Annotated in this window: 26 protein-coding genes and 1 pseudogene; 10 read left to right on the top strand and 17 right to left on the bottom strand. The window is 70.8% G+C overall.

The window, feature by feature from the left end; translation table 11 throughout:
- Window positions 1–15: 15 nt before the first annotated feature.
- Both ACWDAS_RS35120 and ACWDAS_RS35125 read right to left on the bottom strand, forming a co-directional pair.
- Window positions 16–567, bottom strand: a complete 552-nt coding sequence (locus ACWDAS_RS35120) for a cysteine hydrolase family protein (protein WP_450398931.1) — start codon at window positions 565–567, stop codon at window positions 16–18.
- Between the two features lie 37 nt (window positions 568–604).
- Complete coding sequence (locus ACWDAS_RS35125; RefSeq protein ID WP_450398932.1) at window positions 605–1,099, bottom strand: DUF6328 family protein; 495 nt, start codon at window positions 1,097–1,099, stop codon at window positions 605–607.
- Between the two features lie 258 nt (window positions 1,100–1,357).
- On the opposite strand from ACWDAS_RS35125, the gene ACWDAS_RS35130 reads away from it, so the two are divergent.
- Window positions 1,358–2,323: an LLM class F420-dependent oxidoreductase gene (locus ACWDAS_RS35130; RefSeq protein WP_450398934.1), complete on the top strand. Its 966-nt coding sequence runs from the start codon at window positions 1,358–1,360 to the stop codon at window positions 2,321–2,323.
- Window positions 2,324–2,652: 329 nt separating this feature from the next.
- Here the strand turns inward: ACWDAS_RS35130 and ACWDAS_RS35135 are convergent, their stop codons facing one another.
- The 7 genes from ACWDAS_RS35135 to ACWDAS_RS35165 form a co-directional block, all read right to left on the bottom strand.
- Window positions 2,653–3,123: an SPW repeat protein gene (locus ACWDAS_RS35135; RefSeq protein WP_450398936.1), complete on the bottom strand. Its 471-nt coding sequence runs from the start codon at window positions 3,121–3,123 to the stop codon at window positions 2,653–2,655.
- Window positions 3,124–3,927: 804 nt separating this feature from the next.
- Window positions 3,928–4,641, bottom strand: coding sequence for a hypothetical protein (locus ACWDAS_RS35140; RefSeq protein ID WP_450398938.1), 714 nt, complete (start codon window positions 4,639–4,641; stop codon window positions 3,928–3,930).
- Window positions 4,642–5,975: 1,334 nt separating this feature from the next.
- Window positions 5,976–6,449: a hypothetical protein gene (locus ACWDAS_RS35145; protein WP_450398939.1), complete on the bottom strand. Its 474-nt coding sequence runs from the start codon at window positions 6,447–6,449 to the stop codon at window positions 5,976–5,978.
- Between the two features lie 42 nt (window positions 6,450–6,491).
- Window positions 6,492–7,049: a hypothetical protein gene (locus tag ACWDAS_RS35150; RefSeq protein ID WP_450398940.1), complete on the bottom strand. Its 558-nt coding sequence runs from the start codon at window positions 7,047–7,049 to the stop codon at window positions 6,492–6,494.
- A 137-nt stretch (window positions 7,050–7,186) separates the two neighbouring features.
- Complete coding sequence (locus ACWDAS_RS35155; RefSeq protein ID WP_450398942.1) at window positions 7,187–7,663, bottom strand: MarR family winged helix-turn-helix transcriptional regulator; 477 nt, start codon at window positions 7,661–7,663, stop codon at window positions 7,187–7,189.
- 371 nt (window positions 7,664–8,034) lie between these two features.
- On the bottom strand, window positions 8,035–8,235 hold the full coding sequence (locus ACWDAS_RS35160) for a hypothetical protein (protein WP_450398943.1): 201 nt from the start codon (window positions 8,233–8,235) through the stop codon (window positions 8,035–8,037).
- A 212-nt stretch (window positions 8,236–8,447) separates the two neighbouring features.
- Complete coding sequence (locus ACWDAS_RS35165; RefSeq protein ID WP_450398944.1) at window positions 8,448–9,197, bottom strand: hypothetical protein; 750 nt, start codon at window positions 9,195–9,197, stop codon at window positions 8,448–8,450.
- A gap of 207 nt (window positions 9,198–9,404) precedes the next feature.
- On the opposite strand from ACWDAS_RS35165, the gene ACWDAS_RS35170 reads away from it, so the two are divergent.
- The 4 genes from ACWDAS_RS35170 to ACWDAS_RS35185 all read left to right on the top strand — a co-directional run bounded on the left by ACWDAS_RS35170 (window position 9,405) and on the right by ACWDAS_RS35185 (window position 11,897).
- Window positions 9,405–9,668, top strand: a complete 264-nt coding sequence (locus ACWDAS_RS35170; protein WP_450398946.1) for a hypothetical protein — start codon at window positions 9,405–9,407, stop codon at window positions 9,666–9,668.
- A gap of 27 nt (window positions 9,669–9,695) precedes the next feature.
- The gene (locus tag ACWDAS_RS35175) at window positions 9,696–10,583 is read left to right on the top strand and encodes a DUF3626 domain-containing protein (RefSeq protein WP_450398948.1); all 888 of its coding nucleotides are present in this window, start codon (window positions 9,696–9,698) and stop codon (window positions 10,581–10,583) included.
- A 582-nt stretch (window positions 10,584–11,165) separates the two neighbouring features.
- A complete protein-coding gene (locus ACWDAS_RS35180) occupies window positions 11,166–11,387 on the top strand; it encodes a hypothetical protein (RefSeq protein ID WP_450398949.1) in 222 nt (73 codons plus the stop codon).
- A 120-nt stretch (window positions 11,388–11,507) separates the two neighbouring features.
- On the top strand, window positions 11,508–11,897 hold the full coding sequence (locus ACWDAS_RS35185) for a hypothetical protein (RefSeq protein WP_450398951.1): 390 nt from the start codon (window positions 11,508–11,510) through the stop codon (window positions 11,895–11,897).
- Window position 11,898: 1 nt separating this feature from the next.
- On the opposite strand, the gene ACWDAS_RS35190 is transcribed toward ACWDAS_RS35185, so the two are convergent.
- From ACWDAS_RS35190 to ACWDAS_RS35200, 3 genes and pseudogenes are all read right to left on the bottom strand, one after another.
- A complete protein-coding gene (locus ACWDAS_RS35190) occupies window positions 11,899–12,087 on the bottom strand; it encodes a hypothetical protein (RefSeq protein WP_450398953.1) in 189 nt (62 codons plus the stop codon).
- A gap of 362 nt (window positions 12,088–12,449) precedes the next feature.
- Window positions 12,450–13,079, bottom strand: a pseudogene (locus tag ACWDAS_RS35195) (right-handed parallel beta-helix repeat-containing protein); the annotation flags it as partial.
- Window positions 13,034–14,179 carry a discoidin domain-containing protein gene (locus ACWDAS_RS35200; RefSeq protein WP_450399006.1) on the bottom strand — a complete coding sequence of 382 codons (1,146 nt, stop codon included), beginning with the start codon at window positions 14,177–14,179 and terminating at the stop codon, window positions 13,034–13,036. The pseudogene ACWDAS_RS35195 and the gene ACWDAS_RS35200, both read right to left, overlap by 46 nt.
- On the opposite strand from ACWDAS_RS35200, the gene ACWDAS_RS35205 reads away from it, so the two are divergent.
- A complete protein-coding gene (locus tag ACWDAS_RS35205) occupies window positions 14,178–15,302 on the top strand; it encodes an MFS transporter (RefSeq protein WP_450398954.1) in 1,125 nt (374 codons plus the stop codon). The genes ACWDAS_RS35200 and ACWDAS_RS35205 overlap by 2 nt on opposite strands.
- A gap of 48 nt (window positions 15,303–15,350) precedes the next feature.
- Here ACWDAS_RS35205 and ACWDAS_RS35210 read toward each other — a convergent pair whose 3' ends face one another.
- The 5 genes from ACWDAS_RS35210 to ACWDAS_RS35230 form a co-directional block, all read right to left on the bottom strand.
- On the bottom strand, window positions 15,351–15,857 hold the full coding sequence (locus ACWDAS_RS35210; protein WP_450398956.1) for a signal peptidase II: 507 nt from the start codon (window positions 15,855–15,857) through the stop codon (window positions 15,351–15,353).
- A gap of 198 nt (window positions 15,858–16,055) precedes the next feature.
- Entirely contained in the window at window positions 16,056–16,541 is a 486-nt protein-coding gene (locus ACWDAS_RS35215; protein WP_450399008.1) for a winged helix-turn-helix transcriptional regulator, read from the bottom strand.
- Between the two features lie 60 nt (window positions 16,542–16,601).
- The gene (locus ACWDAS_RS35220) at window positions 16,602–17,300 is read right to left on the bottom strand and encodes an NADPH-dependent F420 reductase (RefSeq protein ID WP_450398958.1); all 699 of its coding nucleotides are present in this window, start codon (window positions 17,298–17,300) and stop codon (window positions 16,602–16,604) included.
- Window positions 17,301–17,343: 43 nt separating this feature from the next.
- The gene (locus tag ACWDAS_RS35225) at window positions 17,344–18,375 is read right to left on the bottom strand and encodes an LLM class flavin-dependent oxidoreductase (RefSeq protein WP_450398959.1); all 1,032 of its coding nucleotides are present in this window, start codon (window positions 18,373–18,375) and stop codon (window positions 17,344–17,346) included.
- Complete coding sequence (locus ACWDAS_RS35230; protein WP_450398961.1) at window positions 18,368–19,417, bottom strand: LLM class flavin-dependent oxidoreductase; 1,050 nt, start codon at window positions 19,415–19,417, stop codon at window positions 18,368–18,370. Before ACWDAS_RS35230 ends, ACWDAS_RS35225 begins: the two co-directional genes overlap by 8 nt.
- Window positions 19,418–19,522: 105 nt before the next feature.
- Here ACWDAS_RS35230 and ACWDAS_RS35235 point away from each other — a divergent pair, with 105 nt between their 5' ends.
- The 4 genes from ACWDAS_RS35235 (at window position 19,523) to ACWDAS_RS35250 (ending at window position 23,536) form a co-directional block, all read left to right on the top strand.
- Window positions 19,523–19,996 carry a MarR family winged helix-turn-helix transcriptional regulator gene (locus tag ACWDAS_RS35235; RefSeq protein ID WP_450398963.1) on the top strand — a complete coding sequence of 158 codons (474 nt, stop codon included), beginning with the start codon at window positions 19,523–19,525 and terminating at the stop codon, window positions 19,994–19,996.
- A 328-nt stretch (window positions 19,997–20,324) separates the two neighbouring features.
- Window positions 20,325–21,011, top strand: a complete 687-nt coding sequence (locus ACWDAS_RS35240; protein WP_450399010.1) for a response regulator transcription factor — start codon at window positions 20,325–20,327, stop codon at window positions 21,009–21,011.
- A gap of 1 nt (window position 21,012) precedes the next feature.
- Entirely contained in the window at window positions 21,013–22,266 is a 1,254-nt protein-coding gene (locus ACWDAS_RS35245; protein ID WP_450398965.1) for an ATP-binding protein, read from the top strand.
- Between the two features lie 205 nt (window positions 22,267–22,471).
- Entirely contained in the window at window positions 22,472–23,536 is a 1,065-nt protein-coding gene (locus tag ACWDAS_RS35250; RefSeq protein ID WP_450398967.1) for a D-alanyl-D-alanine carboxypeptidase family protein, read from the top strand.
- Window positions 23,537–23,542 lie beyond the last annotated feature (6 nt).

Consider the following 23,542-nt stretch of genomic DNA (forward strand, 5'->3'; position numbering starts at 1 on the left):
GCGATGTGGTCCTCTCTAGTCCCGCTCCATCACCTCGTCGGCGAGGCAGAGGCGGGTGCCCATGTTGCGCTCCATCATGCGCAGCCCGGCATCGGCCAGGTCGCGATGGATGTGGGCGACGGCGTCGCTCGCGACGGTCGTCGGCACGTGGCGGATGTGCGCGTCGAGAGCCGAGTACAGCACGCATTGCTCGGTGACCTGGCCGCACAGTACGAGATGGCCGATGTTCTGCTCGTCCAGCAGGTATTCCAGCGGGGTCTGGAAGAAGATCGAGTGCCGGGCTTTGACGACGAACAGCGAGTCGGCGTCCGGTTTGACCGGTTCCACCAGATCGGCGTGCGGGCCGGCGAGGGCGATGTCCAGGATCTCGTCGTGGTGAGAGCGCCAGCGGCCGAAGTTGTCGTTGACGTAGATGACGTCCATACCGGTGTCGCGTGCCCGCGCGATCAACCGCCGCACGCCGGGCAGCGCCTCACGAACCGAGGGGAGCAGCAGCTCGGCGTCCTGGTGTTCATAGGTGTTGATCATGTCGATCACCACGAGAGCGGTGGCCTTGCTGTCACGCATGCGTGGACGTCCTTGGTGGTGCCGTTGGAGAGGGGGGTCACCTGCGCCGGTGGCCCGCAAAGCGAAGCCGTGCCCAGTAGGGCACGGCGAACCAGCACAGCAGGTACCAGGCCAGGATTCCGCCGACCAGGTACGGAACGCAGGGGTTGTTTGTGGCCACACGCAGCACCAGGAGAAGTGCCGCCACCATGGTGGCCAGCAGCAACAGCAGACCGACGAAGGTCAGGCGGGATGCCCAGCGTACGGTCTGGGGCTTGATCCGCAGCCCCGACACCAGACGGTGGAAGGACACCGGCCCGATGAGGGCGCCGGTGGCCGCGGCCCCCAGCACCACGGTGACGATGTAGATCACCTTGTCGGTGTGCTGCAGTTGCGCGTAGCGCGGGGTGAACACCACCGTCAGCAGGAAGCCGAACAGGATCTGTACCCCGGTCTGGGCGACACGCACCTCCTGGATGAGGTCGGCCCACTTGCGGTCCGCGCGTTCCTCCTCGGTCTCACGGCGTCCGGAGGCACTGCCGTCAGCGGGCATCGCGTCTCTCCCACAGGTGGTCGGCGGGGCTGTCCGCCTTGTTCTGTACCGCCCGGCAAGGCACTGTTGCGGAGGTAGGACCCGCGTCGGTCCGATCGGGGGAGGCTGATGACCCGTACGGACGATGCCGCTGTGGACCGCGGTCACGAGTGAGATGAGGCCGGCCGACCGTCTGACCGTGTTGTTCGGGTGCCGCGATCGCCATGCGCTCCGACGGCGGCGCCGTTTCCCTCGGAGACGACCGGGCAGCTGCCCGATATGACGCAATTCGGGTACACGATGATGACCGAGCAGGCCGGCCCCCAGGACTTGGTGACCCATGTCGTCCGGGCCGAGAAGGCCGGCTTTGACTTCTCCGTGACGTCCGACCACTACTTCCCGTGGCTCGAGGAACAGGGGCACGCGCCGTACGCGTGGAGCGTGCTGGGCGCGGCCGCGCAGGCCACCTCGCGCATCCCGCTGATGACGTACGTGACCTGCCCGACTGTCCGCTACCACCCGGCTGTCGTCGCGCAGAAGGCGGCGACGGTGCAACTGCTGTCCGAGGGCCGTTTCCGGCTGGGGCTGGGCTCCGGCGAAAACCTGAACGAGCACGTGGTCGGTGGCGGATGGCCTTCGGCTGACATCCGTCAGGACATGCTCGCCGAGGCCGTGGAGATCATCCGGGCACTGTTCGGCGGGGGTTACGTCAACCGCCGTGGCGAGCACTTCGACGTCGAGTCGGCGAAGCTGTGGGACCTGCCGGACCGTCCGCCGCCCATCGGGGTGGCGGTGTCCGGGGAGCAGTCCTGCGAACTGGCGGGCCGGCTCGGCGACCTGATGATCGCGGTCGAGCCGGACGCGGAGCTGGTGGCCGCCTTCGACGAGCACGGGGGCGCGGGCAAGCCGAGGGTCGGCCAGGTACCGGTGTGTTACGACCAGGATCGCGAGGCCGCGATACACCGGGCGTACGAGCAGTTCCGTTGGTTCGGGGGCGGTTGGAAGGTCAACGCGGAGCTACCGGGCCCGCCGTCTCTCGCCTCTGCCAGTACCTACGTCCGCCCGGAGGACGTCGCGGGCTCCATTCCCTGCGGGGATGATCCGGCGGCCTTCGTGGAGGCGGTCCTCCCGTATGTGACGGCGGGATTCACCGAGGTCGCCCTCGTCCAGGTCGGCGGCGACACCCAGATGGACTACCTGGACTGGGCCGAGACGACACTGCTTCCGGCGCTGAGGAAACTTTGACGAGACGTCCCGGTGGACGGCGTTGTGTCAGGGGCTCATCGGGAGCGGCTTCACGGCGCGAGGTGGCGTCCGGCCAGGGCCACAGGGCGATGCTGTCTCACAGCAGACCGCCCGGCACCAACGCCTCCGCGGCGCGGTGTTCGACGACGCCGGCGCCCACCCCCGTGCGTACTGACCCGGTCCTGTTGCCGGTCCGCAACGGGACCGGGACTGTGGCGTGTTCGACGCCCCTCGATTCGGCCGCGATGGCCCGCGCCGACCGTTCTGCGCAATGGACTGGGCGCACTGAGAGCGGTGTCACCTTGCCGAGAGTTCCAGTAGGGCGTCGGTCAGATGCGTGGGCCCCCGGTGGAGCGCGCCACGTCCGGGGGTGTCCCACCGCTCGTGCCCGGTCGCATCGATGCCGCCGCCAGTGCGAGCAGGAGCGCGACGACGCCGACCACCACGTTGTTGGCGATGGTGCGCGTCGTGCTGACGTCTCCTGCGATGCACCAGGGTGAAATGATCGTCCACAGGCCGAGGACGGCCGCCGCCCACGCCATGGAATGCGTTCGCTCGAAGGCCCGCCCCACGCCGCCCATCAGCATGGCGTACGCGACACCTGCTATCAGGTTGCCGACCGCTATCGTCGAGAGACCGTTGAAGCCCACGATCCATGGGGAGGCGGCCAGGTAGGTGCCCGTCACCAGGCCCATGGCCTCGATCGCCTGCCCCCGGTTGGTTGCAGTCGTCCGCTCGTATTCGGCGCGCAGCGCCAGGAGGTCCGGGTGCTGTTCGATGCTCGGTCGAGTATAGGACACGGAAATCCATCTCCACTCATTTCGGACTTTTGCAACGTATCTACCCCGGATTGGCTGGCTGAGTCGTGCGGATCGCTGCGGTGGTCCACGCCCGTGCCGGGCACGGGGAGCGGCCCCCCGGACAGGGGCCGTGCCTGTAGCGACGGTTTCAGCGACAAGGGCGTCGTTCCGTCCCCACGCAACCCCTGGCCGGTGACGATCAGGGTCGGCGGGTGAGCAGGCCGGCGACTGCCGAGTCCGCCGGCAGGGGCGTCAGCGCGGCCGGCCGCCGCAGCGCCTCGTTCACACGAGGCCGAGGTGCGCTGGGTGGTCGTGCCCGCGAGCAAGGTCAGGCGATGCCGTTCCGTGAGCCGCGGTGTGACGGCGGCGGCCTCACCACTGTGCACGGTCTTCGGGTGCCGGCACCGCTGGAGCACGACCAGGGCCCCGGCGCTCCCGGGCGCGTGTCGTAGGGCGTGATCAGGGACGACAGCCCGAGCAGTGTGCCGTCTGCGCGGTCGGACCACCCGAGCGTGTCGTGGCTCGTGCCGCCCGTGAGCAGGGCCTGCAGCATCCGGCAGCGATCGCGGGGAAGCGGGTGACCGTGGCTGTTCCGGTGCAGCAGGTCGTGGGGGTTCCGGTCGATGAGGTCGTCGGCGGCCCGAGGGACACAGAGGGCAGTCGCGGGTGTGCGGCCCCTCCCCGGCGAGGAACGCAGGCGAGGATTTGCCGACCGGCTCGCCGATGTCCGTCCGGCTGCTCTGCCGGACCGAGGAGCCGACCGCGATCGGGGAGTGGGATCCCGTCCTCACCGGGGACCGCGGCCTACACCTTCTCGGTCATTCGCGTCACGGGCGGCACTCCGCGCGCTGTGTCGGCAGCGGAGTGGGCCGTGTGTCGTCCGCCGGCCGAGGCGGCGTGGCGCACCCGGTCGACGACGCTGCGCATGGCGCGGGCGGCATGGGTGAGGCCACCGTAGGCGAGGGACTCCTCGTCGGCGGCCGCGCCGGCGGCGAACGCCAGCGCCTGCTCTTCGACGCAGGACTCCAATGCGTGGAGCAGTTGCTCGTCCTGGCGGCGCAGCACGGACAGCATCGCGGTGGCCCGATCGTCCTGGGCGAGGCTGGCGACGCTCTCCCCGGCCCTGCAGAGCGCCAGTGCCCGCGCGGCGGCGGTGTACTCCTCCGCGGTGTTCTTCAGCAACTGGTGCTCGCTGACCTGAGGTTGTCCGGGCAGGATGCCCCGCACCACCCGAGCCCCGATGCTCACGTGAAGCATGGCGGCGCGAACAACGTCCGTTGAGGCTGACTGGACCATGTCTCCGGCGTCCCGCAGCAGGCGGGACGGGCGAATGCCACGGATGTGGTCGTTGATGCGGGTGACGTGGCCCTGCGTCTCCGCGGCATGACGTTCCAGCGTTTGCCGGTGAGGGCCGGCGGGCGTGACGGCCATGTCGGCCCTGAACCGGTCGACTATCGCGGTGTGTGCGTTCCGCACATCCTCCAGTGCCGGAATGAGCGCATCCGTCGTCACTGTCATGCCGTACTCCCTCGTGGGGTGCCGTCGGCGGCCGATGAGGTCGCCCTTCCTGCGGTGGGTACGCCCGGTGGGGCGGGTATCGGCACAAGCCTGAGTGAGGCGCATGAAGATCGCCCGGCGAGTCGGCGTCGGCGATCGCGCGCGGAGAGACGGCATGCGTACGTCTGCCCGGCGGGAAGCTGGATTCGGGCCGTCTGCCCTTCACCGTCTGCATTGGGCCGCTCAGGTGACGCCGCCGGCAGCGGCAGGCGTGTACCGGGGCACCCGCGGGCGGAGGGCGATAGCGTTCGCCAACCGGAGTTCCGGCGTGGAAACCGCAGATGCGGGCCCGTCAAGGCAAAGGCTCAGGGCTGCGAGAGACGGCTTCATGGCATCGGGCCGTCAGGGGTTCACGAGCCGGCGACTGCAGCCATTTCATGAAACCGGCCGGGTGCGGCAGAGCGCCGCGGAGGAGCATGACACGTGGTATTTGCACGATTTGCGCCCGAAGAAGCACACCCGCGCGCGACCGGAATTCCAGCCGCTTCGCCCGACCCATGCGACGTCGGCGCAACAACGGGCCCAACGACGAACGGGTTTGACGGAACGACCTCCTGGGATCTGTTTCGTGCCATCTTCGCGTCAGCCGTGCCGGCAGCGGCCTCTTGCAGGACGGTTCCTCCTGCGAGAGGCCGGTGACCGTTGATGAGGAAGGCGCGCGGAGCCTGACGGCGCCTGGACCGGGGTCCGGGGCGGAATCGCGTCGCCCCTATGGGCCGGGCTGCTCCGGCCTCCCGATGCCCCGCGTGTACCTCCGGGTGGTGTCGGGGTGACCGTTCACTCTGGGTCCCATGTGTCCCATGAATCACACACGCGCGGCAATTCACGTCCCATTCTCCGGGCCGGCCTGGGGGCCTTTGTGGCGCGTTCGCGAACCGTCCATTGGTCATTGCCTCGCGGCGTACGGAGATATCGCGGAGGTACTCACGCCCGAAAATTTCACGCCTATCATCAGATGCGTAGGAGGCGTGCCTATTGTTCGAGTCCGGATATTGAGCAGCCGACGCCACTGGCTTGGGAACGAGGAGGCGGCCATGGGACAGCCGGAGAAGGAGCACCGCGGGCAGCCGGATCGCGACCCTGAGGAAAGGGACACCCCGGGAACGGATGCGGCCTCGGAGGACGAGGATTCGGGAAGTCCCGAGCAGTTGAAGATGCCACCGCACGAAAAGCGCCGGGGAACAGGACTGGAGGACTTCTAGGTCCGATTCCGCGCGGTTGGGGTGCCCGGAGTGGAGCGATGCCGAGATGCGAGCCGTAGCCGGCCGCGGCGGGCAGCGCCCCACTGCTGGGACTCAGGTGGTGAGCAGGCGGTTGAAGAAGGACCGGTAGCGCCGGAGCGCGGTGCGCAGCTCCTCGGTGTTCACCTGTTCGCCACGGGTCCACTGGCCCTCCAGATCCTGTTTGTGGTCGGCGAACGTCGCTGCCAGCTTTTGCATGACGTCGGCCACCAGTTCGTCGGCGGCGTGCACGGCATCGCGCGGGTCGTCGACGAACTCGCTCTGGATCTTCTGCCAACGGGCGCGGAAGTTCTCCTCGTCCTGCGAGCGCAGGAGTTGCGGGGCCTCATCCGCGGCGGTGTCCTGTGCAGGGGCGCCGGCCGCTTCATCCGGGGGCGGTTCGCCGGTCCGTGTGGTGCTTTCACCGGGGTAGGCGGGTGCCCTGGACGCTGTGTCCGGTTGGTCCTGCGGGGGGCCGGAGGGTGCGCGGGTCTCGGCGAGGTCTTCGGTGGCCAGGCCGCTCGTACGGGAGGCACGCTCGCGTTCCATGTCTGTTCCGCCTTTCGATGTGCTGTGCCGGTGCGGACCCTGTCAGGCCCGGGCGTGGTGTCGCCCGCCGCCGTCGGTGAGCAGTTCGTCGAACAGGGCGCGGTAGTGGACCATCGCGCCGCGCAGCTGCTCGGTCGTTGCCTGGTGCCGGGTGCTGAGGTCGTTGACCTCGTGGGCGGCGCGGTAGTGCTCCAACGTGCGGCCGTGCTCCACCGACAGGTCCTTGACCTGCTGGTCGAAATCCTCGGTCGGGTAGCCGCGTTCACGCATCAGGGAGGCCACCAGGCTGTCGGCGTCGTGGACGGCGTCCTCCGGTCGGTCGACGAACTCCTCCTGGACACTGGTCCAGTCCCGCGCGTAGCGGTCGCGGACGCCGCTCTGCAGCGGCTTGATGTCCAGGGAGTCGTGACGCTTGGCACGCGCGGTGAGATCCCGCTCGGCTTCCCTGCGGCTGCCGGTGCCTTCCACGGTTCGGTCGTATTCCGGGCCGAACTGCTCCTTCAGCCGCCGGTGACGTGTGAAGAGGGTGGCGGCTACCGCGATCAGGGCGAGAACCACCACCACGGGAATGATGATCGCCAGAAGTGTCCCTGTTGACATTGGGGTCGACTCCCTTGCGCTACCGGGAACCCCCCTCATTCGAACGCCTGCCCTCGGGTTTCCGTCCAAAACGCCACCCGCGTGAGCGACCGCCACACCCCGAGCCGAGCACCGGGGATTCCGCGGGAGCAATGAATTCAGGCCGGTCCGCGCACCGCGCGCAGGTGCTCGACGACCGGGGTGAGGGCCTTGCGGAGAGCCGCGAGTTCCTCGGCGGGGAGCAGGTCGATGAAGTGTTCCCGGACGGCCGCGACGTGGTGCGGGGCGACGTTGCGCATGGTCTGCCAGCCCTCCTCGGTGAGGACGGCGTACAGCCCGCGCCGGTCGGACTCGCAGTTCTCGCGGCGGACCAGGCCCGCCGTCTCCATGCGGCTGATCTGGTGCGACAGCCGGCTCTTGGACTGCAGGGTGGCGCGGGCCAGGTCGCTCATCCGCATGCGGTGCTCGGGCGACTCCGAGAGATTGACCAGGATCTCGTAGTCGTTGATGGTCAGACCGAACGGCTCGAGATCCCGCCCGAGTTGGTAGATCAGCCGAGTGCCGACCTCCAGGTAGGTGCGCCAGGCGCGCTGCTCGTCACCGGTCAGCCAAGGGTCGCTCTTGCCCTTCTCCATTTTGCCATCATATCCAGATCGTCCATTCTGCTTGAAAGCTCCATATCTTTGTTTCCTTGTGTCCCGGCTCGACGTGGCCCAATAACGGTGACGGGCTCGTCATCGGCTTGAGTTCGTCACGTAAAGGCCAAGGGTCCTCACTGCGAGTACGCCTTCTCGGTGCGATGGCCCCATTCCGGCGGCGCCAATTCAGCCGGCGGTATCGGGGCTGTTCCGGCCGGTGTGCCGGTCGCGACGGAGAGTGAGGCCGCTGCCGGCGATGGCTCTCACGGTGAAGGCGAGCCGGTGCGGGTCCGTGGGTGGGCTCGAAGCGCGATGCGGCGGTCACGGATACCGACCTGCCGTCCCGGGGGCCGGCGTGCGGTGGCCGGTCAGCCGGCGTCGCCACGCGTCGCGCGAAGGCGGCGGAATCGGCGTGCGACCTGCCAGACGGTGGCGACCTGCAGCATGGCCGCCCAGGCGGTCCACCAGATGGAGGCGCCGGACAGGTAGGCCCCGACGCCGCCGGTGAGCAGCAGGACGCAGACCACGGCGGCCGAAGCCGACAGCAGGAAGCCGAGACGATCAGTCACCGGCGCATTGTCGTGCTCCGAAGGCTCCCGCGTCCAGGCCGACCGCCCGCGGGACGGGGGCATCGCCGGCACGGTCCTCGGGTCCGCCGACCGGATCCGGGTCAGGCTCCGGCACGGGAGGGCGCACGGCTTCCGGCCTTCGGCTTCGGCGAAGGCCTGCCAGTGCCTCCTTGCGGCACTGCCGACGCGGGTGCGAGGGCCGGCGACCGGTCCTAGCACGGAGGGCGCCGTCCGGTGAGGGCCTGCCATCGGTCCCGGGCGGCCTCGAGCCTGGCGAGTGCTTCGTCGAGTGCCCGGTTGCGGCTCTGGCGAGCGGTCACCACACCCAGACGCAGCCGGGCTTCCCGTGCTGGGCGGGTGTCGGCTTGCGCCGCCGTCAGCTCGTCCTCGGCCTTCTTGATCGACGCGGTGAGCTCTGTGAGATACCGGTTCTCTTTGGCGACCGCGTTCTCGATCCGGACACTGAAGCGGCGCACGCTGTCCTCGCTGTGCTTTCCGACCGCGTAGGACTCCAGATGCACCGCGTTCGGCAGCCTGAGGTAGATGAGGTTGCCCACCGAGCTGTGCTCGAACTTCACCTCCATGCCGCCCAGCGGCAGAACCTTCCGCTGCGGCCTGGATATCACTATCGCGTGCTGATGCAGGGATACATTTCCCAGTGCCGAGGCGAAGGCGCCGTTGCCGGACCGGCGCAACCGCCTGAGCCGCCGCTTCGCTTCGCTCACACGCCTCCGGTGGGAACGATCGGCGCGGGCCACCTGTCCCTGTGCCGCTGCCAGTTCCCGTCTGGCCCCGTCCTGCAGCTCGCGGGCGGTGCGCCGCGCGCGGTTCAGGTCTTCCCTGTCGTTGTCGTGGCTGCCGGAGAACGCGAAGCGCCAGCCGCCGGGATACCGGTGGAGTCGCCACCCCGTCCCCGCAAGCGAGAGGACCGCGGCGAACAAGATCACTTCAACTATGCCCACGCGCCCACTCCACCCAGTGACAGCCGCCGCAGTGGCGATGCGCACTGGGCGGCAAAACCAGTCGAAGTCCTTGATTCACGTGCATATGTGGAGATATGCCCGGCTGGGACGGCGTGGAACCGCGAAGCCCGCGAGACTGTGGGCTTTGAGTCGGCGACCCAGTCGTGACGGGGCGTCGGGCGAGAACGGCGGTGGATACGATCTCGGATGAGTGATCACGACGTGACGCTGGTGGAGGTCTCCCTGCCGGCGGCCGATGCGCCGAACCGCGCTGTGGCGGTGCGGGACTGGCTGCTCGCCACAGGCGCGGTCGTGGCGCCCCGCTGCGGGAAGAAGCGTTCGTACGAGAGCTCGGACAGCGCCTGGGGCCACGCCGGCGTGTGGTCCACGCACACCGCTGACGGCGCGTCCGAGGGCCGTTCCCCGGCCCCGGACAACGGGGCGGCCCGGCGCCGAATTCGGGTGTCATGACCGATGACGCTCGCGCATACTGCGTGGATGGTTCCCCGCACGTCCGAGTCGCCCCAGCTCGCCGCACTCCAGCACGTGGCCGCTCTGTCGTCCGGTGGTCCACTCACCCCCGGGCTGCGGCTCACGATGAACTTCCACCCCGACCGCCTGGCGGGGGATCGGCTCCTGCTTCTCCGGATGGCGGAAGACGGCGTATACGTCTCGCAGTTCGTCACGGGAACCAGCAACGGCGGTCTGACCGCTCACCCGGGTGGAGACCGGTGGCGTTGGGAGAGCCGCATCTTCGGCGGCGCATACGACCCCGCCGCCGCTCACGAGCGCCCGGTCTACGGCGCGCTGGACTTCCGCAATGCGCTCGTCGGCGGGGCGCCGAGGTTCGGCTCCTCGTACTTCAGGCTCACCGCCGACACCCTGGAGCGCACCACCTTCTGCTACCCGGACAGCTCGGCGGACCCCTCGGCGTTCGGTGTGGCGTCCTGCTTCGACCTCATCGGCCTGGCCGAGGCCGACGGCCTCGACGCTCTGGACGGACACATCGAGGCCCAGGTGCACGGGCCCGTCAGATTCGACCGGGACGTCGAAGCACTGGTCCTGGACCCCAGCTACCGAGCCACGTGCGTGGAGGAGGCGGCGCGGCGGCTGCCCTGCCCGGTCGAGTGGCATCCGGGCTTCCGCCTGACGGTCGACGATCTGCTGCGGCGCCCCGACTACCGCGGTCAGGAGTACGTCGACCTGGGCGCCGAGATCGCGGTCGGCGGATGGCTCGACCCTCGGATCATCGGCGAGGCCGCCCGTACGGGTCGTCACGACGCGCAGGCGCTCAAGAAGGTCTGGCACTGCCTGGCGCGCTTCGGTGCCCCGTTCCCGGCCGTGGCCGAGTCGGCCGGGAACGGGCTCGGCGGGCCGTCGCCGTAGCGGTGCCGACGGTGGTGTCCGCGGCGGTGGCGGCCGGTCGGCGGGTGTGTGCGTGGTGATGCGGGCGAGGCGGCGCCACTGGGGGAGCGGCGGGCTGATCCGCGGGACGCTGCCCCCCGCAGCGGGGGCGCTCCGCACGTTGGCACCCGACGTAAAGCTGCCCAGGACCGTGCGCCGGGCGGTGCGGAACGCCGCTCCGGTGCTGATCGCGGTGTGGGCATTGGCGGGCTTCCACGCCTCCCTGGGCCCGGCCCTTGTGCGGACCCTGACCCACTCCGCTTCGGCGGTCTACGGCGGGCCGGCCCTGTTCGTGCTCGCGGCCCGGCCGCCGCGGCCACCCTCGTGCTGCGCTCGGCGCCGCCCCGCGGCGTCATGCTCACCGGGATCGGCACCCTGGTCGCAGGCGTCGCCCTGACATTGGGCGACAACCGCGACCGGCGGGCGGCCGAGGACGGAGGGCGACGCGGGAGTGGATGGGGCGCGGTTTGCACCGAATGCGTACACACGGAAGAAGATGATCTTTCGTACGGTTAAGCTGCTCGGACAGCAGGGACCCTCGACCGGCGAACAGGAGCGCTGACCATGCCGAAGACCCGCCTGAAGTGCCGCACCCCGGCCGCGGCAGCGGCAGTCGTGGCCGCCGGTACCGAGCCGGGCGATCCCCAGCACACCGTGCGACGGGACGGCCGGCACGTCGTCATCGCGTACAAGGACAAGCGGTGGCCCCTGGACGTCGCCGAATGGGCCGCGCTCGAAGGCCACGCCAGCGACAAGGCCGCGGCCCGTGTCATGGCCGCGATCTGAACCGACGCTCAGGCCCCCCGGATCGCTCCGGCCGGCGCCCCGCGCCATGCCGGGATCGAGGCCGGCCCACGTCACATCCCGGAAACGCACGGCTCGGCGCGGAGACAGTAAGGTTCCGGCATGCTGCTTTTCCACTTCACGCGGCCGGAACTGTGGCCGCTGATCCTGGCAGACGCAGAGATCAAAGCCACCTGGCCGACCGGTCCTGACGACATGCCGGAACTGGCGCGGACGGTGCACCTCACTTCCGATCCCAGCCCCGTATCGCTCCCCGGGCACTTCCGCGACTGCACGGTGCGGATCACCGTGGAGGTCCCCGCCCCGGAGGCGCAGCGGTGGCACGCATGGGCCGGCACACGACTGCCGGCACAGACCGTCCATGTGCTGACCGCGACCCATTTCGGCGAGCGTCCGGACGAGTGGTTCGTCGTCGAGCGGGCGATCCCGTCAGCGGAGTGGGTGTCGGTAGTCGACCTCGGCATGCAGACGCCGCTGTGGCCGCAGCCGTAGGTCACCACGCGTCCGGCCCCGCGCTGCGCCACTCGAACAGCCAGGGGTCGGTGATGTCGGCCGCGTCCGGATCGAGACCCGCCCGGCGTATGAACTCCAGCAGGTCCGCCACGCTGTAGGCCAGGCCGAGATCCTCGCCGTCCACACGGACGCGTCGACTGCCGCTCTCGGAGGGCGGATACACGATCACTCGGCATTCCTCCACGCTGCCAGCGTGCCCCGTTCCTCGTGAAGGTGCACTCCGGTCCCGCCGTCCCGCCTTCGCCCGTGGAGCCCAAGGCTGGGTGGCGGGCCGTCCCGTCACCCGTATGCGCCGCCCGGCTGGTGGCCGCGCCCCTCAGCGGTCAGGCTGGGTGCAGTGCTTGAGGGTTCGTCCATCCCCCCCCAGACGCCCCTCGGCCGAGAGCCGGGCCCCCGCCGCTGTGAAGCGCCGGGGGCCTGTCTCGTACGGTGCCCAACCATCAGCGGGCCCGGGTATCGCCCCTGGCAGGCGGCTCCCACCCGGGGTCCCCGGACCGGCGGTGGAGCCGGGGACCGGGGACCCCTCCGGGATCAGCTGCCCTTGCGCTCGGCGGCCAGGCCGCTGGGCGCACCGGTGACGGTGAACTGCGAGCCCGGCTCGATCAGCACGTCACCCCGGGCCGAGTTGGTGATCGTGACGTCGGTCAGGGTGGCGCTGCCACGGGCGCCGCTCATCGCGAGGATGCCCGAGCCGTTGTTGGACTTGTCGACGCGGACGCCGGTGACCTTCACGCCGGGCATCGCGCCGCCGCCGGTCTTGAACTGGATTCCGTCGTAGGTGGAGTCGTGGATCTCGGTGTCCCGGATGGTCACGCCAGGGATGTCCGTGCCCTGGGCGAAGAGCGTGATGGCGCCGAATTCCTGCGCCTCGCCCCAGAACGCGCCGCCCGTCCGGTACAGGGCGTTGCCCGCGACGAGGGTCTGACCGGAGAAGGGGATCGGGTCGTGGTCGGTGGCGAGCATGATGCCCGGGTAGTTCATCGTGTCGGAGACGATGTTGTTCTCGATGGTGTTGCCGTAGCCGCCGTACACCGCGATGCCGTTGGCCCGCCAGGGCAGCTGGATCGTGTTGTTGCGGAAGTGGTTGTCGTGGCCGACGTCGACGGAGGCGTCCTTCACGTACTTGCTGGCCCACACCGCCAGCGCGTCGTCGCCGGTGTGAGGTCGGGCGCGGGCGCCGCGGTGCCGACGACCTGGAACTCGGCGACCTGGCCGCCGGGCGCGCCGGTGTTGGAGAAGAACCGCAGGCGCACGTCGGCCCACCGGCCGCTGACCGGGATGGTCACCGAGTTGCCCGTACCGGGGCTGAAGGAGTAGTCGGCGCGGTCGCGCAGCGAGGTGAAACCGGTATCGGACGGCGCGCGGCCCAGCACCTGGACGCCCTGCGTCCTGGCGCCCCACACCGGGTCCGGGTTGAGCTTGACCACGACGGCGGTGACGTCCGCCGCGGCGCCCAGCTCGACGGTGAGGTCGGCCGGGTGGCCGGCCGCCTCCCAATAGGTGGAGGTGGAGTCGTCGGTGGCGTTGGCGGCGAAGTACGTCTGTGTCGACGAGGTGGCCTCGACAGGTTTGTTGCGGGCCAGGTTGGTGCCGGTGGGCGGCGGGTCGGTGACGCCGCCGTCCTCGCCGTACACCTCCAGCTCGGAGAGCTGCGCGGCGTTCCAGCCGGTGTTGCCGGTGACGTTGACGCGGACGTACCGGGCGTCGGCGGGGGAGGCCAGGTCCACGGCGACGGTGTTGGCCTGGGCCGGATCGAACACCCGCCCGGCAGAGGCGGAGAGCGTGGTGAACGAGGAGCCGTCGGTGCTGCTCTGGAGGGAGAGCGTCTGGGTCCGGGTCTCCCATCCGGAGGGCAGCTTGAGCACCATCCGGTCGACGGCACGGGTGGTGCCGAGGTCGACCTGCACCCACTGGGGGAAGGAGCCGGCCGGACCCTCCCAGGAGGAGGCCTGGGCGCCGTCGGTGGTGTTCCCGGCCGGGTACGCGCCGAGGGAGCCGCCCGCCGCGGCGCTTCGGCCTGTGCCGATGACGACACGCCCGGTATGAGGGGGTGGCGCGGCATCTTCGGCGGGAGGTGATCGCCGGACACGCTTCACGGCCTCGCCGTGCCGTCCGCCGTCGTGGTCCGCCCGGCGGGCGCTCCGTACACGATCGGCCGACGGGCCGTCAGCTAGATTTGGGGGCGTGATCGAGCAAGCCGCTGGGGAACGCCGTGCCGGGGGCTCGTACGTCGCAGCCGCCGGGGTGTTCGCGGCCGGCATGGCGGGGACCACGCTGCCGACTCCGCTGTACGGGCTCTACCGGGAAGAGATCGGGTTCTCCGAACTGATCGTCACGGTGGTCTTCGCGGTCTACGCGATCGGCGTCATCGCCGCGCTGCTGGTCGCCGGCGACTTCTCCGATGTCCTCGGCCGAAGGCCGGTGCTGCTGTCCGCGCTGGGGCTGTCGCTGCTGAGCGCGGTGTGCTTCCTGTTCCAGAACGGGCTGCCGCTGCTGTTCGCCGGACGGCTGCTCTCGGGATTCTCCGCCGGCCTGTTCAGCGGGGCCGCGACAGCCGCCGTACTCGAACTGGCGCCCCCCGACCGGCGCGCACGGGCGGGCTTCGCGGCCACCGCCGCCAACATGGGCGGCCTGGGGTGCGGACCGCTGCTGTCGGGAATCCTGGCCCAGTACGCGCCGTGGCCCCTTCGGCTGCCCTTCCTGGTGCACATCGTCCTGCTCCTGGCGGCCTTCGCCGTCATGCGCGTGCTGCCCGAGACGGTGGCGCGGCGCACTCCGCGCCCCCCGCTGCGCCCGCAGGGCATGGTCGTGCCGCCGCAGACGCGCGCGGCGTTCGTCCCTGCCGGGCTGGCGGCCTTCGCAGGCTTCTCCCTGCTCGGACTGTTCACCGCGGTGGCGCCGAGTTTCCTCGCCGAGACCCTGGGGGAGCGCAACCTGGCCGTCACCGGCCTGGTCGCCTTCTCCGTGTTCTGCTCCTCCACCGCCGGTCAGCTGCTGATGGGCCGCCTGGGTGCGCGGCGCGCGCTGCCGGCCGGTTGCCTGGTGCTCACGACCGGTATGGCCGTCGTGGCCGCCTCACTCCTGGTGGAGTCCCTGCCGGTGCTGGTCGTGGGCGCCCTGGTGGGCGGTCTCGGCCAGGGCATGTCGTTCCGCGCGGGCCTCACCAGCGTGGGCGCGGTGGCCCCGGAGGAGCACCGGGGCGCGACGATCTCGGCCTTCTTCGTCGTCGCCTACGTGGGCATCTCGGTACCGGTGGTCGGAGTCGGCGCCCTCTCCCTCGCTCTGGGACTGCGGGACGCGGGAATGGCCTTCGCGCTGTACGTGATCCTGGTGTCGGCCGCGGTGGGCGTGTTCCTCCTGCGCCGGCCCCCGCGCGCGGACTGACCGTGCGGGGTGATCGGCGGGGCCGGGGCGGCGGTCCGCGTTGTGTCGTCAGCGCTCCAGCGCACGACTCGTGAGGCCGTGCGCGGCGATGGTGCGCACGGGCACGCCGCGGAAGGTCTGGATGAGGACGATCGCTGCACCGGCGGTCACGCACTGGTCGGCGAGATTGAAGATCCCTGAGTCGCCGAACTGGATGAAGTCGAGCACGGCGCCACGACCGAATCCGGGGGTGCGGAAGATGCGGTCGGCGAGGTTCCCGGCGGCGCCCGCGAAGATCAGTCCGAGACCGATTGCCCAGCCGGTGGACCGGACGGAGCGGGCGACCCGGGCGATGGCGATGAGCGCCACGGTCGCCACGAGTGTGAAGACCAGGGTCGCGCGGGGCGCGAAGGAGCCGGCGGCTCCGGAGTTCCGGAATGCGGTGAAGGTCACCGCCCCGCCCAGGGCGTGCCGGGCTTCATGGCCCTCGATCACGACCGCGGCGATCGCCTTGGTGATCTGGTCCACGGCGAATCCCGCCGCCGCAATCGTCCACAGCAGATACACCCGCCGCACCGTCCACCTCCTGATCGCCGACCGTCTTCACCGAGCGTACGAGCAGCCCCGGGCGGCGAAGGAAGGAGGCGCCTGGATTGCAGAACCGGCGCCGTCCGCGAGGTATTCCGCGTTGGGGTACGTCACCTCATACCGGGCGCGACGGCTGGTGGTGCGGATTGTGCGGCCGGGGTGCCGACGTCGGGGAGGCAGGGGCGCTCAGGCCTCCGGCCCTGCCATCGACCAGCCGGGTGCATCGGGTGTCCAGTGGAGCCCTTGGCCGTCGATCGCTTCCCCGCAGACGTTGCACGCGGTGCTCGGCTGAACCCGGTGGCCGTGGTGTTCCACGATCATGGGGGGCTCGCCCACGGCCCCGCGGTCACCCCAGGCCAGGAGGCTGATGAGCAAGGGGAAGAGTTCCTTGCCCGCCTCGTTGAGGTGGTATTCGAATCGGGTGGCCTGATACTCGCGCTTTTCGAGGATGGCGTTGGTCACGAGGGATTTGAGCCGGGCGGCGAGCCGGTCCCGAGGCGCACTGGTGTTGCGGGCGATCTGGCTGAAGCGCCGGTTCCCGAACATGATCTCGCGGGCGATCAGCAACGACCAACGGTCGCCGACCAGTTTCAGCGTGGCTGCGGCCGCGCAAGGCCTTCCGGGGACTACTGGAAATTCGTGTAACGAACAAAGTTCTTCACGAACACACAGGACTCGTCAACCCTTCTCCCAGGCGGAGTTGACAGACCGGGCACACCCGGCGGTGGGGGGTTACCGCACGGGGTCCGCGGGGGCGCCGGCCGCCCGTGCCTCGGCGACGGCCCGCCCGCGCTCGGTCTCCGGGAAGCGGGCGAGCATGGCCTCGAGTTCCCGGCGGTCGACGTTGGCGCCGAAGGGCTCGGTGCCCGGTTCGAGGCGGACGCCCTGGGCGAGCGGGCCGGCGACGACGGGGTCGAAGCCGAGCGCGTCCACGAGGCCGGCCACCTCGGCAAGGTCGTCGGGGTCGTCGCCGGCGACGGCGATCGCCTTGCGCCCGGGAGCACCGGCCGGCCGGGCCTCGTCCTCGAGGTCGTGGTACCCCATGTGGTTGAACGCCTTCACCACGCGGGAGCCGGCCAGGAACGCCTGGACGGTCTCGCTCGACGAGGTGCGCGGATCGGTCAGGTCGTCGCGAATGCCGTCGACCTCCCACCAGTAGTTCATCGCGTCGATCACGAGCTTGCCCCGCAGCGCCTCGGCCGGGACGCTGCGGTACTTGCCCAGTGGGAGCGCCAGGATCGCGATGTCGGCCCGGGCCGCGGCCTCGGCGGCGGTGACCGCCACCGCGCCCGGGGTGAGGACCTCCACAGTGAGCGCGATCGCGGAGGGGTCGCCGGAGCCCGCGATCAGTACCCGGTGCCCCGCTGCCAGGGCCAGGCGGGCCAGGACCGTCCCGACCTTCCCCGCGCCCAGGATGCCGATCGTTCGCATGCCCTCGGGATCCATGTCGTCTCCGTTCCGTTCCGTTCGTGCGTCAGCCCGCGAGGATGTCGCGGACCATGGGGATCACCTTCGTGCCGTAGAGCTCGACGGCACGCATGCGGGCGCCGACCGGCTGCGGGCCCACGGTGTAGATGAGGTCGAACCGGCCGACGCCGAGGTCGCCGACGGCGCGGGCGATCTTGCGGGCGACCGTCTCGGGCGACCCGACGTAGAGGGAGCCGTGCTCGATCTCGGCGTCGAACTCCTCCCGGCGGACCGGGGGCCAGCCGCGCAGCGCGCCGATGCGGTCGCGCATCACCTTGTACCCCGGCCAGAAGCCCTCGCGGGCCTCCTCGTCGGTGTCGGCGATGAACCCGGGGGAGTGCATCCCCACAGGATGGGCGGTCGTGCCGAACTGCTCCGCCGCGCGCCGGTACAGGTCGATGTAGGGCTCGAAGCGCGTCGGGGAGCCGCCGATGATCGCGAGCATGAGCGGGAAGCCGTAACGCGCGGTGCGGACGACCGACTGCGGCGAGCCGCCGACGCCGACCCAGGTGGTGAGCCTGCCGGACTCGGTCTTGGGGAAGACGTCGGCGTCCTTCAGCGGCGCCCGCACGGTGCCGTTCCAGGTGACGGGCTTCTCGTCCAGCAGCTTCGCGAAGAGCTCGATCTTCTCCTCGAAGAGCACGTCGTAGTCGCTGAGGTCGTACCCGAACAGGGGGAAGGACTCGGTGAAGGAGCCGCGGCCGAGGATCACCTCGGCCCGGCCGTGCGAGAGGGCGTCGACGGTCGCGAAGCGCTGGAAGACGCGGACCGGGTCGTCGGAGCTGAGGACGGTCACGCCGGAGGCGAGCCGGATCCGCTCGGTGCGGGTGGCGATGCCGGCGAGCACGGTCTCCGGGGTCGACACCGAGTACTCGGGGCGGTGGTGCTCGCCGAGCGCGATGGCGTCGACGCCGATCTGGTCCGCCAGGACGGCCTCGTCGAGGACCTGCCGGATCGAGGCCGCGTGGGAGACGGGGGCACCGGTGTCGTCCACGGGCACGTCGCCGAACGTGTCGAGGCCGAAAAGGAGATCAGACATCAGCGGGTTCCTTCGTGAGCAGTTCGCGCACCATCGGCGCCACTTCCCGGCCCAGGAGCTCGATCGTCCGGGCGCGGGCCTGGCGGGGCAGGTGCATGATGTCGTACTTGAGGTCGAATCGGGTCAGGTGGAGGTCACGGGCGACCCGGGCGATCTTGCGGGCCACGGTCTCGGGGGAGCCGACGAACAGCGCGCCGTCGGAGATCTCCGCCAGGTAGCGCTTGTACGTGGGCCGGTAGAAACCGCGCTCCTCGGAGACCGCGGCGACGACCGGCTCCCAGTACCGCCACCAGGTCTCGACCGCCTCTTCGTCGGTGTCGGCGACGAGGCCCAGGGAGTGCTGGCCGATGGGCTGGGCGGGGTGTCCGACCTGCTTCAGTGCCCGCCGGTAGAGGTCCACGTGGCCGGCGAAGCGCTGCGGGCGGCCGCCGATGATGGCCAGCATCAGCGGCAGGCCGTACCGGGCTGCGCGGATCGTGGAGTTGGGGCTGCCGCCCACGCCGATCCAGGTGGGGATGCCCCCCTCGCGCATACGGGGGCGCAGGTGCTGGTCGACCAGCGGCGTCCGGACGGTGCCGGACCACGTGACCGTCTCCTCCCGCTGCAGGCGCATGAACAGGTCGAGCTTCTCGTCGAAGAGCCGGTCGTATTCGGCGACGTCGTGGCCGAACAGGGCGAAGGACTCGGTGACGGACGCCCGCCCCAGGACGAGCTGGGCCCGGCCGTTCGACACGGCGTCCAGGGTGGAGAACGCGTGGTACAGCCGTACCGGGTCGTTGGTGCTGAGGACGGTCACCGAGGTGCCGAGCTTGATGCGCTCCGTGGCGGTGGCCATCGCGGAGAGCAGGACGGGGGTGGCGGTGTCCATGTGCCCCGGCCGATAGTGCTCGCCGACGCTGAAGACGTCGAGTCCCGCGGCTTCGGCGAGCGAGGCCTCACCGACGAGCAGCCGGACGGTCTCGGCGTCGCTGAGCACCCGATCGCCGTCCGTCGCGATCTCCCCGAACGAATTCAGGCCCAGTTCGAAGTCAGTGGCTTCCACAGTCCCCTCCTCCCGCCCCCGGAACGGCTGGGCGTCCGGCGGTCATGTGATTGACGTGTCAACAATGCATCGATATGATTGACGTGTCAAACAGAAGGGGCGGTCATGGAACGGAGACACGGGCCACTGCCCACTCCTGCGGAACTGCAGATCTGGCGCGACTTCATCGAGACGACGGAACGGCTCCGCTCGGAGCTGGCCTCGCGACTTCAGAGTGATTCCGCGCTGTCCCCCGGGGACTACGCCGTGCTCCTCGCGCTGCGGGAGGCGGAGGGACACCGGCTGCGCTCCTCCGAACTGGCGGCAGCCGTCGGCTGGGAACGCAGCCGCCTGTCGCACCACCTCGGACGCATGGAGCGGCGCGGGCTGATCCGGCGTGTGGAGTGCGTCACCGACAACCGGGGCGCCGAGGTACTGCTCACCGCCGAAGGCGCCCAGGCCTTCCGGCGGGCCACGCTTCCCCATCTCAGCGCCGTCAGGGAACTGTTCATCGATCCCCTCACGGCGGAACAGATGATCGCCGCCGCCGAGATCTCCGGGGCCCTGCGTGCCCGGCTGGACGCCTCCGGAACTTCCTGAGGCGGCCACCCGGCCGCCGAGGAGGAGTTGATCAACGCCTCCCGGGTCGATGTGCGGCCCGGCCGGTACACGGCCGATACACGGTTGAGCCGCCGCGGACGTGCGGTTGCGGCCGGGCGGCGGCACGACCCGTGCAGGGTGGCCCGGGAACCCGTGCGGTGCCCGGGACGCCCAGGCGGCTGCCGGGTGACGGCACGCGTTCCCGCATGATGGAGCTTCGACGACCACACGTCCGACGGAGAGGGCCTTTCACGTGACTCAGGCAGACGCCGCGCCTGTGGGGATCCTGCTCGTCGAGGACGACGAGGTGATCCGCAGATCGGTCACGATGGCGCTGGAGCGCTACGGCTACCGCGTCGTGTCCGCCGGTGACGGCCTGACCGGGCTCGAACTGTTCCGCGAGGGCGACCACGACCTGCTCCTGCTGGACGTGATGCTGCCCGGCCTGGACGGCATCGGGCTGTGCCGCCGGATCAGGGAGACGAGCACCGATCCGATTCTGATGATGTCCGCGCGCGGCGACGCGCTGGACGTGGTCTCCGGCCTGGAGGCGGGCGCCGACGACTACGTGGTCAAGCCCGTCGACACCGCGGTGCTGGTCGCCCGGATCCGCTCGCTGCTGCGGCGGGCGACCTTCGGCCCCGTCGCCGCCTCCGCGCCCGCCGCTGCCGCCGCCGACCCGGGGGGCCGGCAGCCACCGGCGGAGGAGTCCGGCAGCGCCCCCGACCGCGCCACGTTGGTCTTCGGAGACCTGGCCGTCGACACCGCCGGACTGGAGGTGTTCCTGGCGGGTGAACCGGTCGCGCTGGCCCCGACCGAGCTGCGGCTGCTGCTGGAGTTCGCGGCGAACCCCGGCATCGTGCTCGACCGGCAGACGCTTCTGCGCAATGTGTGGGACTACGGCTGGGACGGCGACAGCCGGGTGGTCGACCTGTGCGTGCAACGGCTGCGCAAGAAGATCGGCTCCGAGCGGATCGAGACCGTCCGGGGCTTCGGCTACAAGCTGCGGCGCTGACGTGAAGACCGTACGTTCCCTGCTCAACTGGCGTTCGCTGCGCTGGAAGACCGCTCTGCTGGTGGCCGTGGCCTGCTGCGCCGTCGCGCTGACCGTCGGGGTACTGGTCCACAGCAGCACCCTGGACCGCTCGCTGAACGACGGCGCGGCCGACGCCGCGACGGAGCTGACCCGGACCCTGGACGACTACGGGCGGAACGGCGTTCCGCCCGAGGGGCTGGAGACGGAGCCCGGTGCCCTCCCCGACGAGCTGCTGCACCGGCTCCAGCAACGGCAGGTGCTGTACGACGGAATCGCCACCTGGTACGACAGCGACAGCACCGGGAACCGTCCCGAGATGTGGGCGGCCCGCATGTACCACGGCCACCCCGTGGCGGTGCGCCTCGACATGACCTCCGACCAGCTCACCCGGCAGGCCCTGGACCGGCACATGTGGAAGTACTCGCTGGTCGCGCTGGCCGTCGTCGTACCGCTGACGGCGCTCGCCGCGGAACCGCCCCACCGCAGGCTGCGCCGGGTGGCGCGGACCGCGCGCCGGATCACCTCCGGCGACCTGGACGCGCGGACGGGTGCCGGCCGGGGCGGGGACGAGATCACCGACATCTCGGCCGCGGTCGATTCGATGGCCGACACCCTCGGCGAACGGCTGGTGGCCGAGCAGCGTTTCACCGCCGACGTCGCCCACGAGCTGCGCACCCCGCTGATGGGCCTGGTCACCGCGAGCACCCTGCTGCCCGAGGGGGAGGCCACCGATCTGGTCCGGGACCGGGTGGGCGTGCTGCGGACCCTGGTCGAGGACCTGCTGGAGATCTCCCGGCTGGACGCGGGCGCCGAGCGGGCAGAAACACGGCCCGTGCCGCTGGCCGAGGTGGTCGCGGAGTCGCTGGCGCGCACCGGACTGGCGGCACGCCTGGCCGCCGGCGGCGCCCCGACCGCCGAGACCGATCCGCGTCGGCTCGACCGGATCGTCGCCAACCTGGTCGTCAACGCGCACCGGCACGGTCGCGCGCCCGTCGAGGTCGAGGTGGCGGGCACCACCGTGACGGTACGGGACCACGGGCCGGGTTTCCCGGACGAACTGCTGACGGACGGGCCCCAGCGCTTCCGTACCGGGGCGGCGGAGCGCGGCCGGGGTCACGGCCTGGGGCTGACGATCGCCCTGGGCCAGGCGAAGGTCATCGGGGCGACCCTGTCCTTCGCCAACGCACCCGGCGGCGGAGCCGTGGCCACGCTGCGGCTGCCGACGACCCGCTGACGGGACACCGCACCGCGGGACACGACCCGCGGTACCGAGGCCGGCTCCGCGCGGAGCGTCGATACACGGCTGAGGCGTCGATACACAACGGATGACCAACCGAGCGGCGGCGGAGCCGCGGGCACGGCCGCGCGGAGATGTGACCCGCCCAGTGTGGTCGCCGTGCGTGAACGCCACGCACGGTGTCCCCTGGAGGTGCCCTCCCATGTGTCCAGCCGTCGTACCCGGCGCGCGTGACGCGCACCCGGTCGAGCCGCGGACCCCGTGGCCGCCCGCGCCAGGCCGGTCGTCCGTCCTCCGGCGCCCTGCCGTGCTCCTGACGGCAGGCGCCGTGGCCCTGGTCACCCTGGTCGTCCTCGGCGCTCTCGTTCTCACCTCGGGCGCGGGCGGCGGCCCGGGGCTGACCGGCCCCACGGGCGGGCGGACCGGCGAGCCCGTGGCGTCGTTGCCCTGGCCCTCGGAGGGGCAGGCGAGCGTGCTGGTCGAAGGATTCGGCGACCGAGGCGATCTGGGCACCAAGGGCGCTCAGACGCCAGTGCCGATCGCCAGCGTCACCAAGGTGATGACCGCGTACGTGATCCTGCGTGACCATCCGCTGCGCAAGGACGAACCCGGTCCCGGGATCACCGTCGACCGGACGGCCGCGTACGAGTCCGTCTCGGGCATCGAGTCGACCGTGCAGGTCGGGGAGGGACAGCGGCTGAGCGAACGGCGGCTGCTGGAACTCATGCTGATCCCCTCGGGGAACAACATCGCCCGGCTGCTCGCCCGTTGGGACGCCGGTTCCCAGGAGGCGTTCGTCACCAGGATGAACCGGGCCGCCGACGACCTGGGCATGGACCGGACCACGTACACCGGGGCCAGCGGCATCGAGCCCACCACCGTCAGCACCTCCGCCGACCAGCTCGAACTGGCCCGGCGGGTCATGCGCGACGAGGTGTTCCGGTCCATCGTGGCCATGCCCGGGACCACCGTCCCCGGCGTTCCCGGCACGATCCCCAACACCAACACCCTGCTCGGCACGTCCGGTGTGATCGGCCTCAAGTCCGGTTCCAGCACGCCCGCGGGAGGGGCCCTGATGTGGGGGGCCATCGCGCCCGACCGCCGGGGACACGACCACCTCGTGCTCGGCGTCGTCCTGCACCAGCGCGCCGGGACCGGCCCCCGCGAAGGCCTGCAGGCCGCGCTCGACACCAGCGGTGCGCTCGTCGAGGGCGTACGCCGGTGGCTGTCGGCGACCGTGCCCCCGGCCGGCGTCCGGGAACGGTGAGGCGGC

Source organism: Streptomyces sp. NPDC001070, assembly GCF_053598835.1.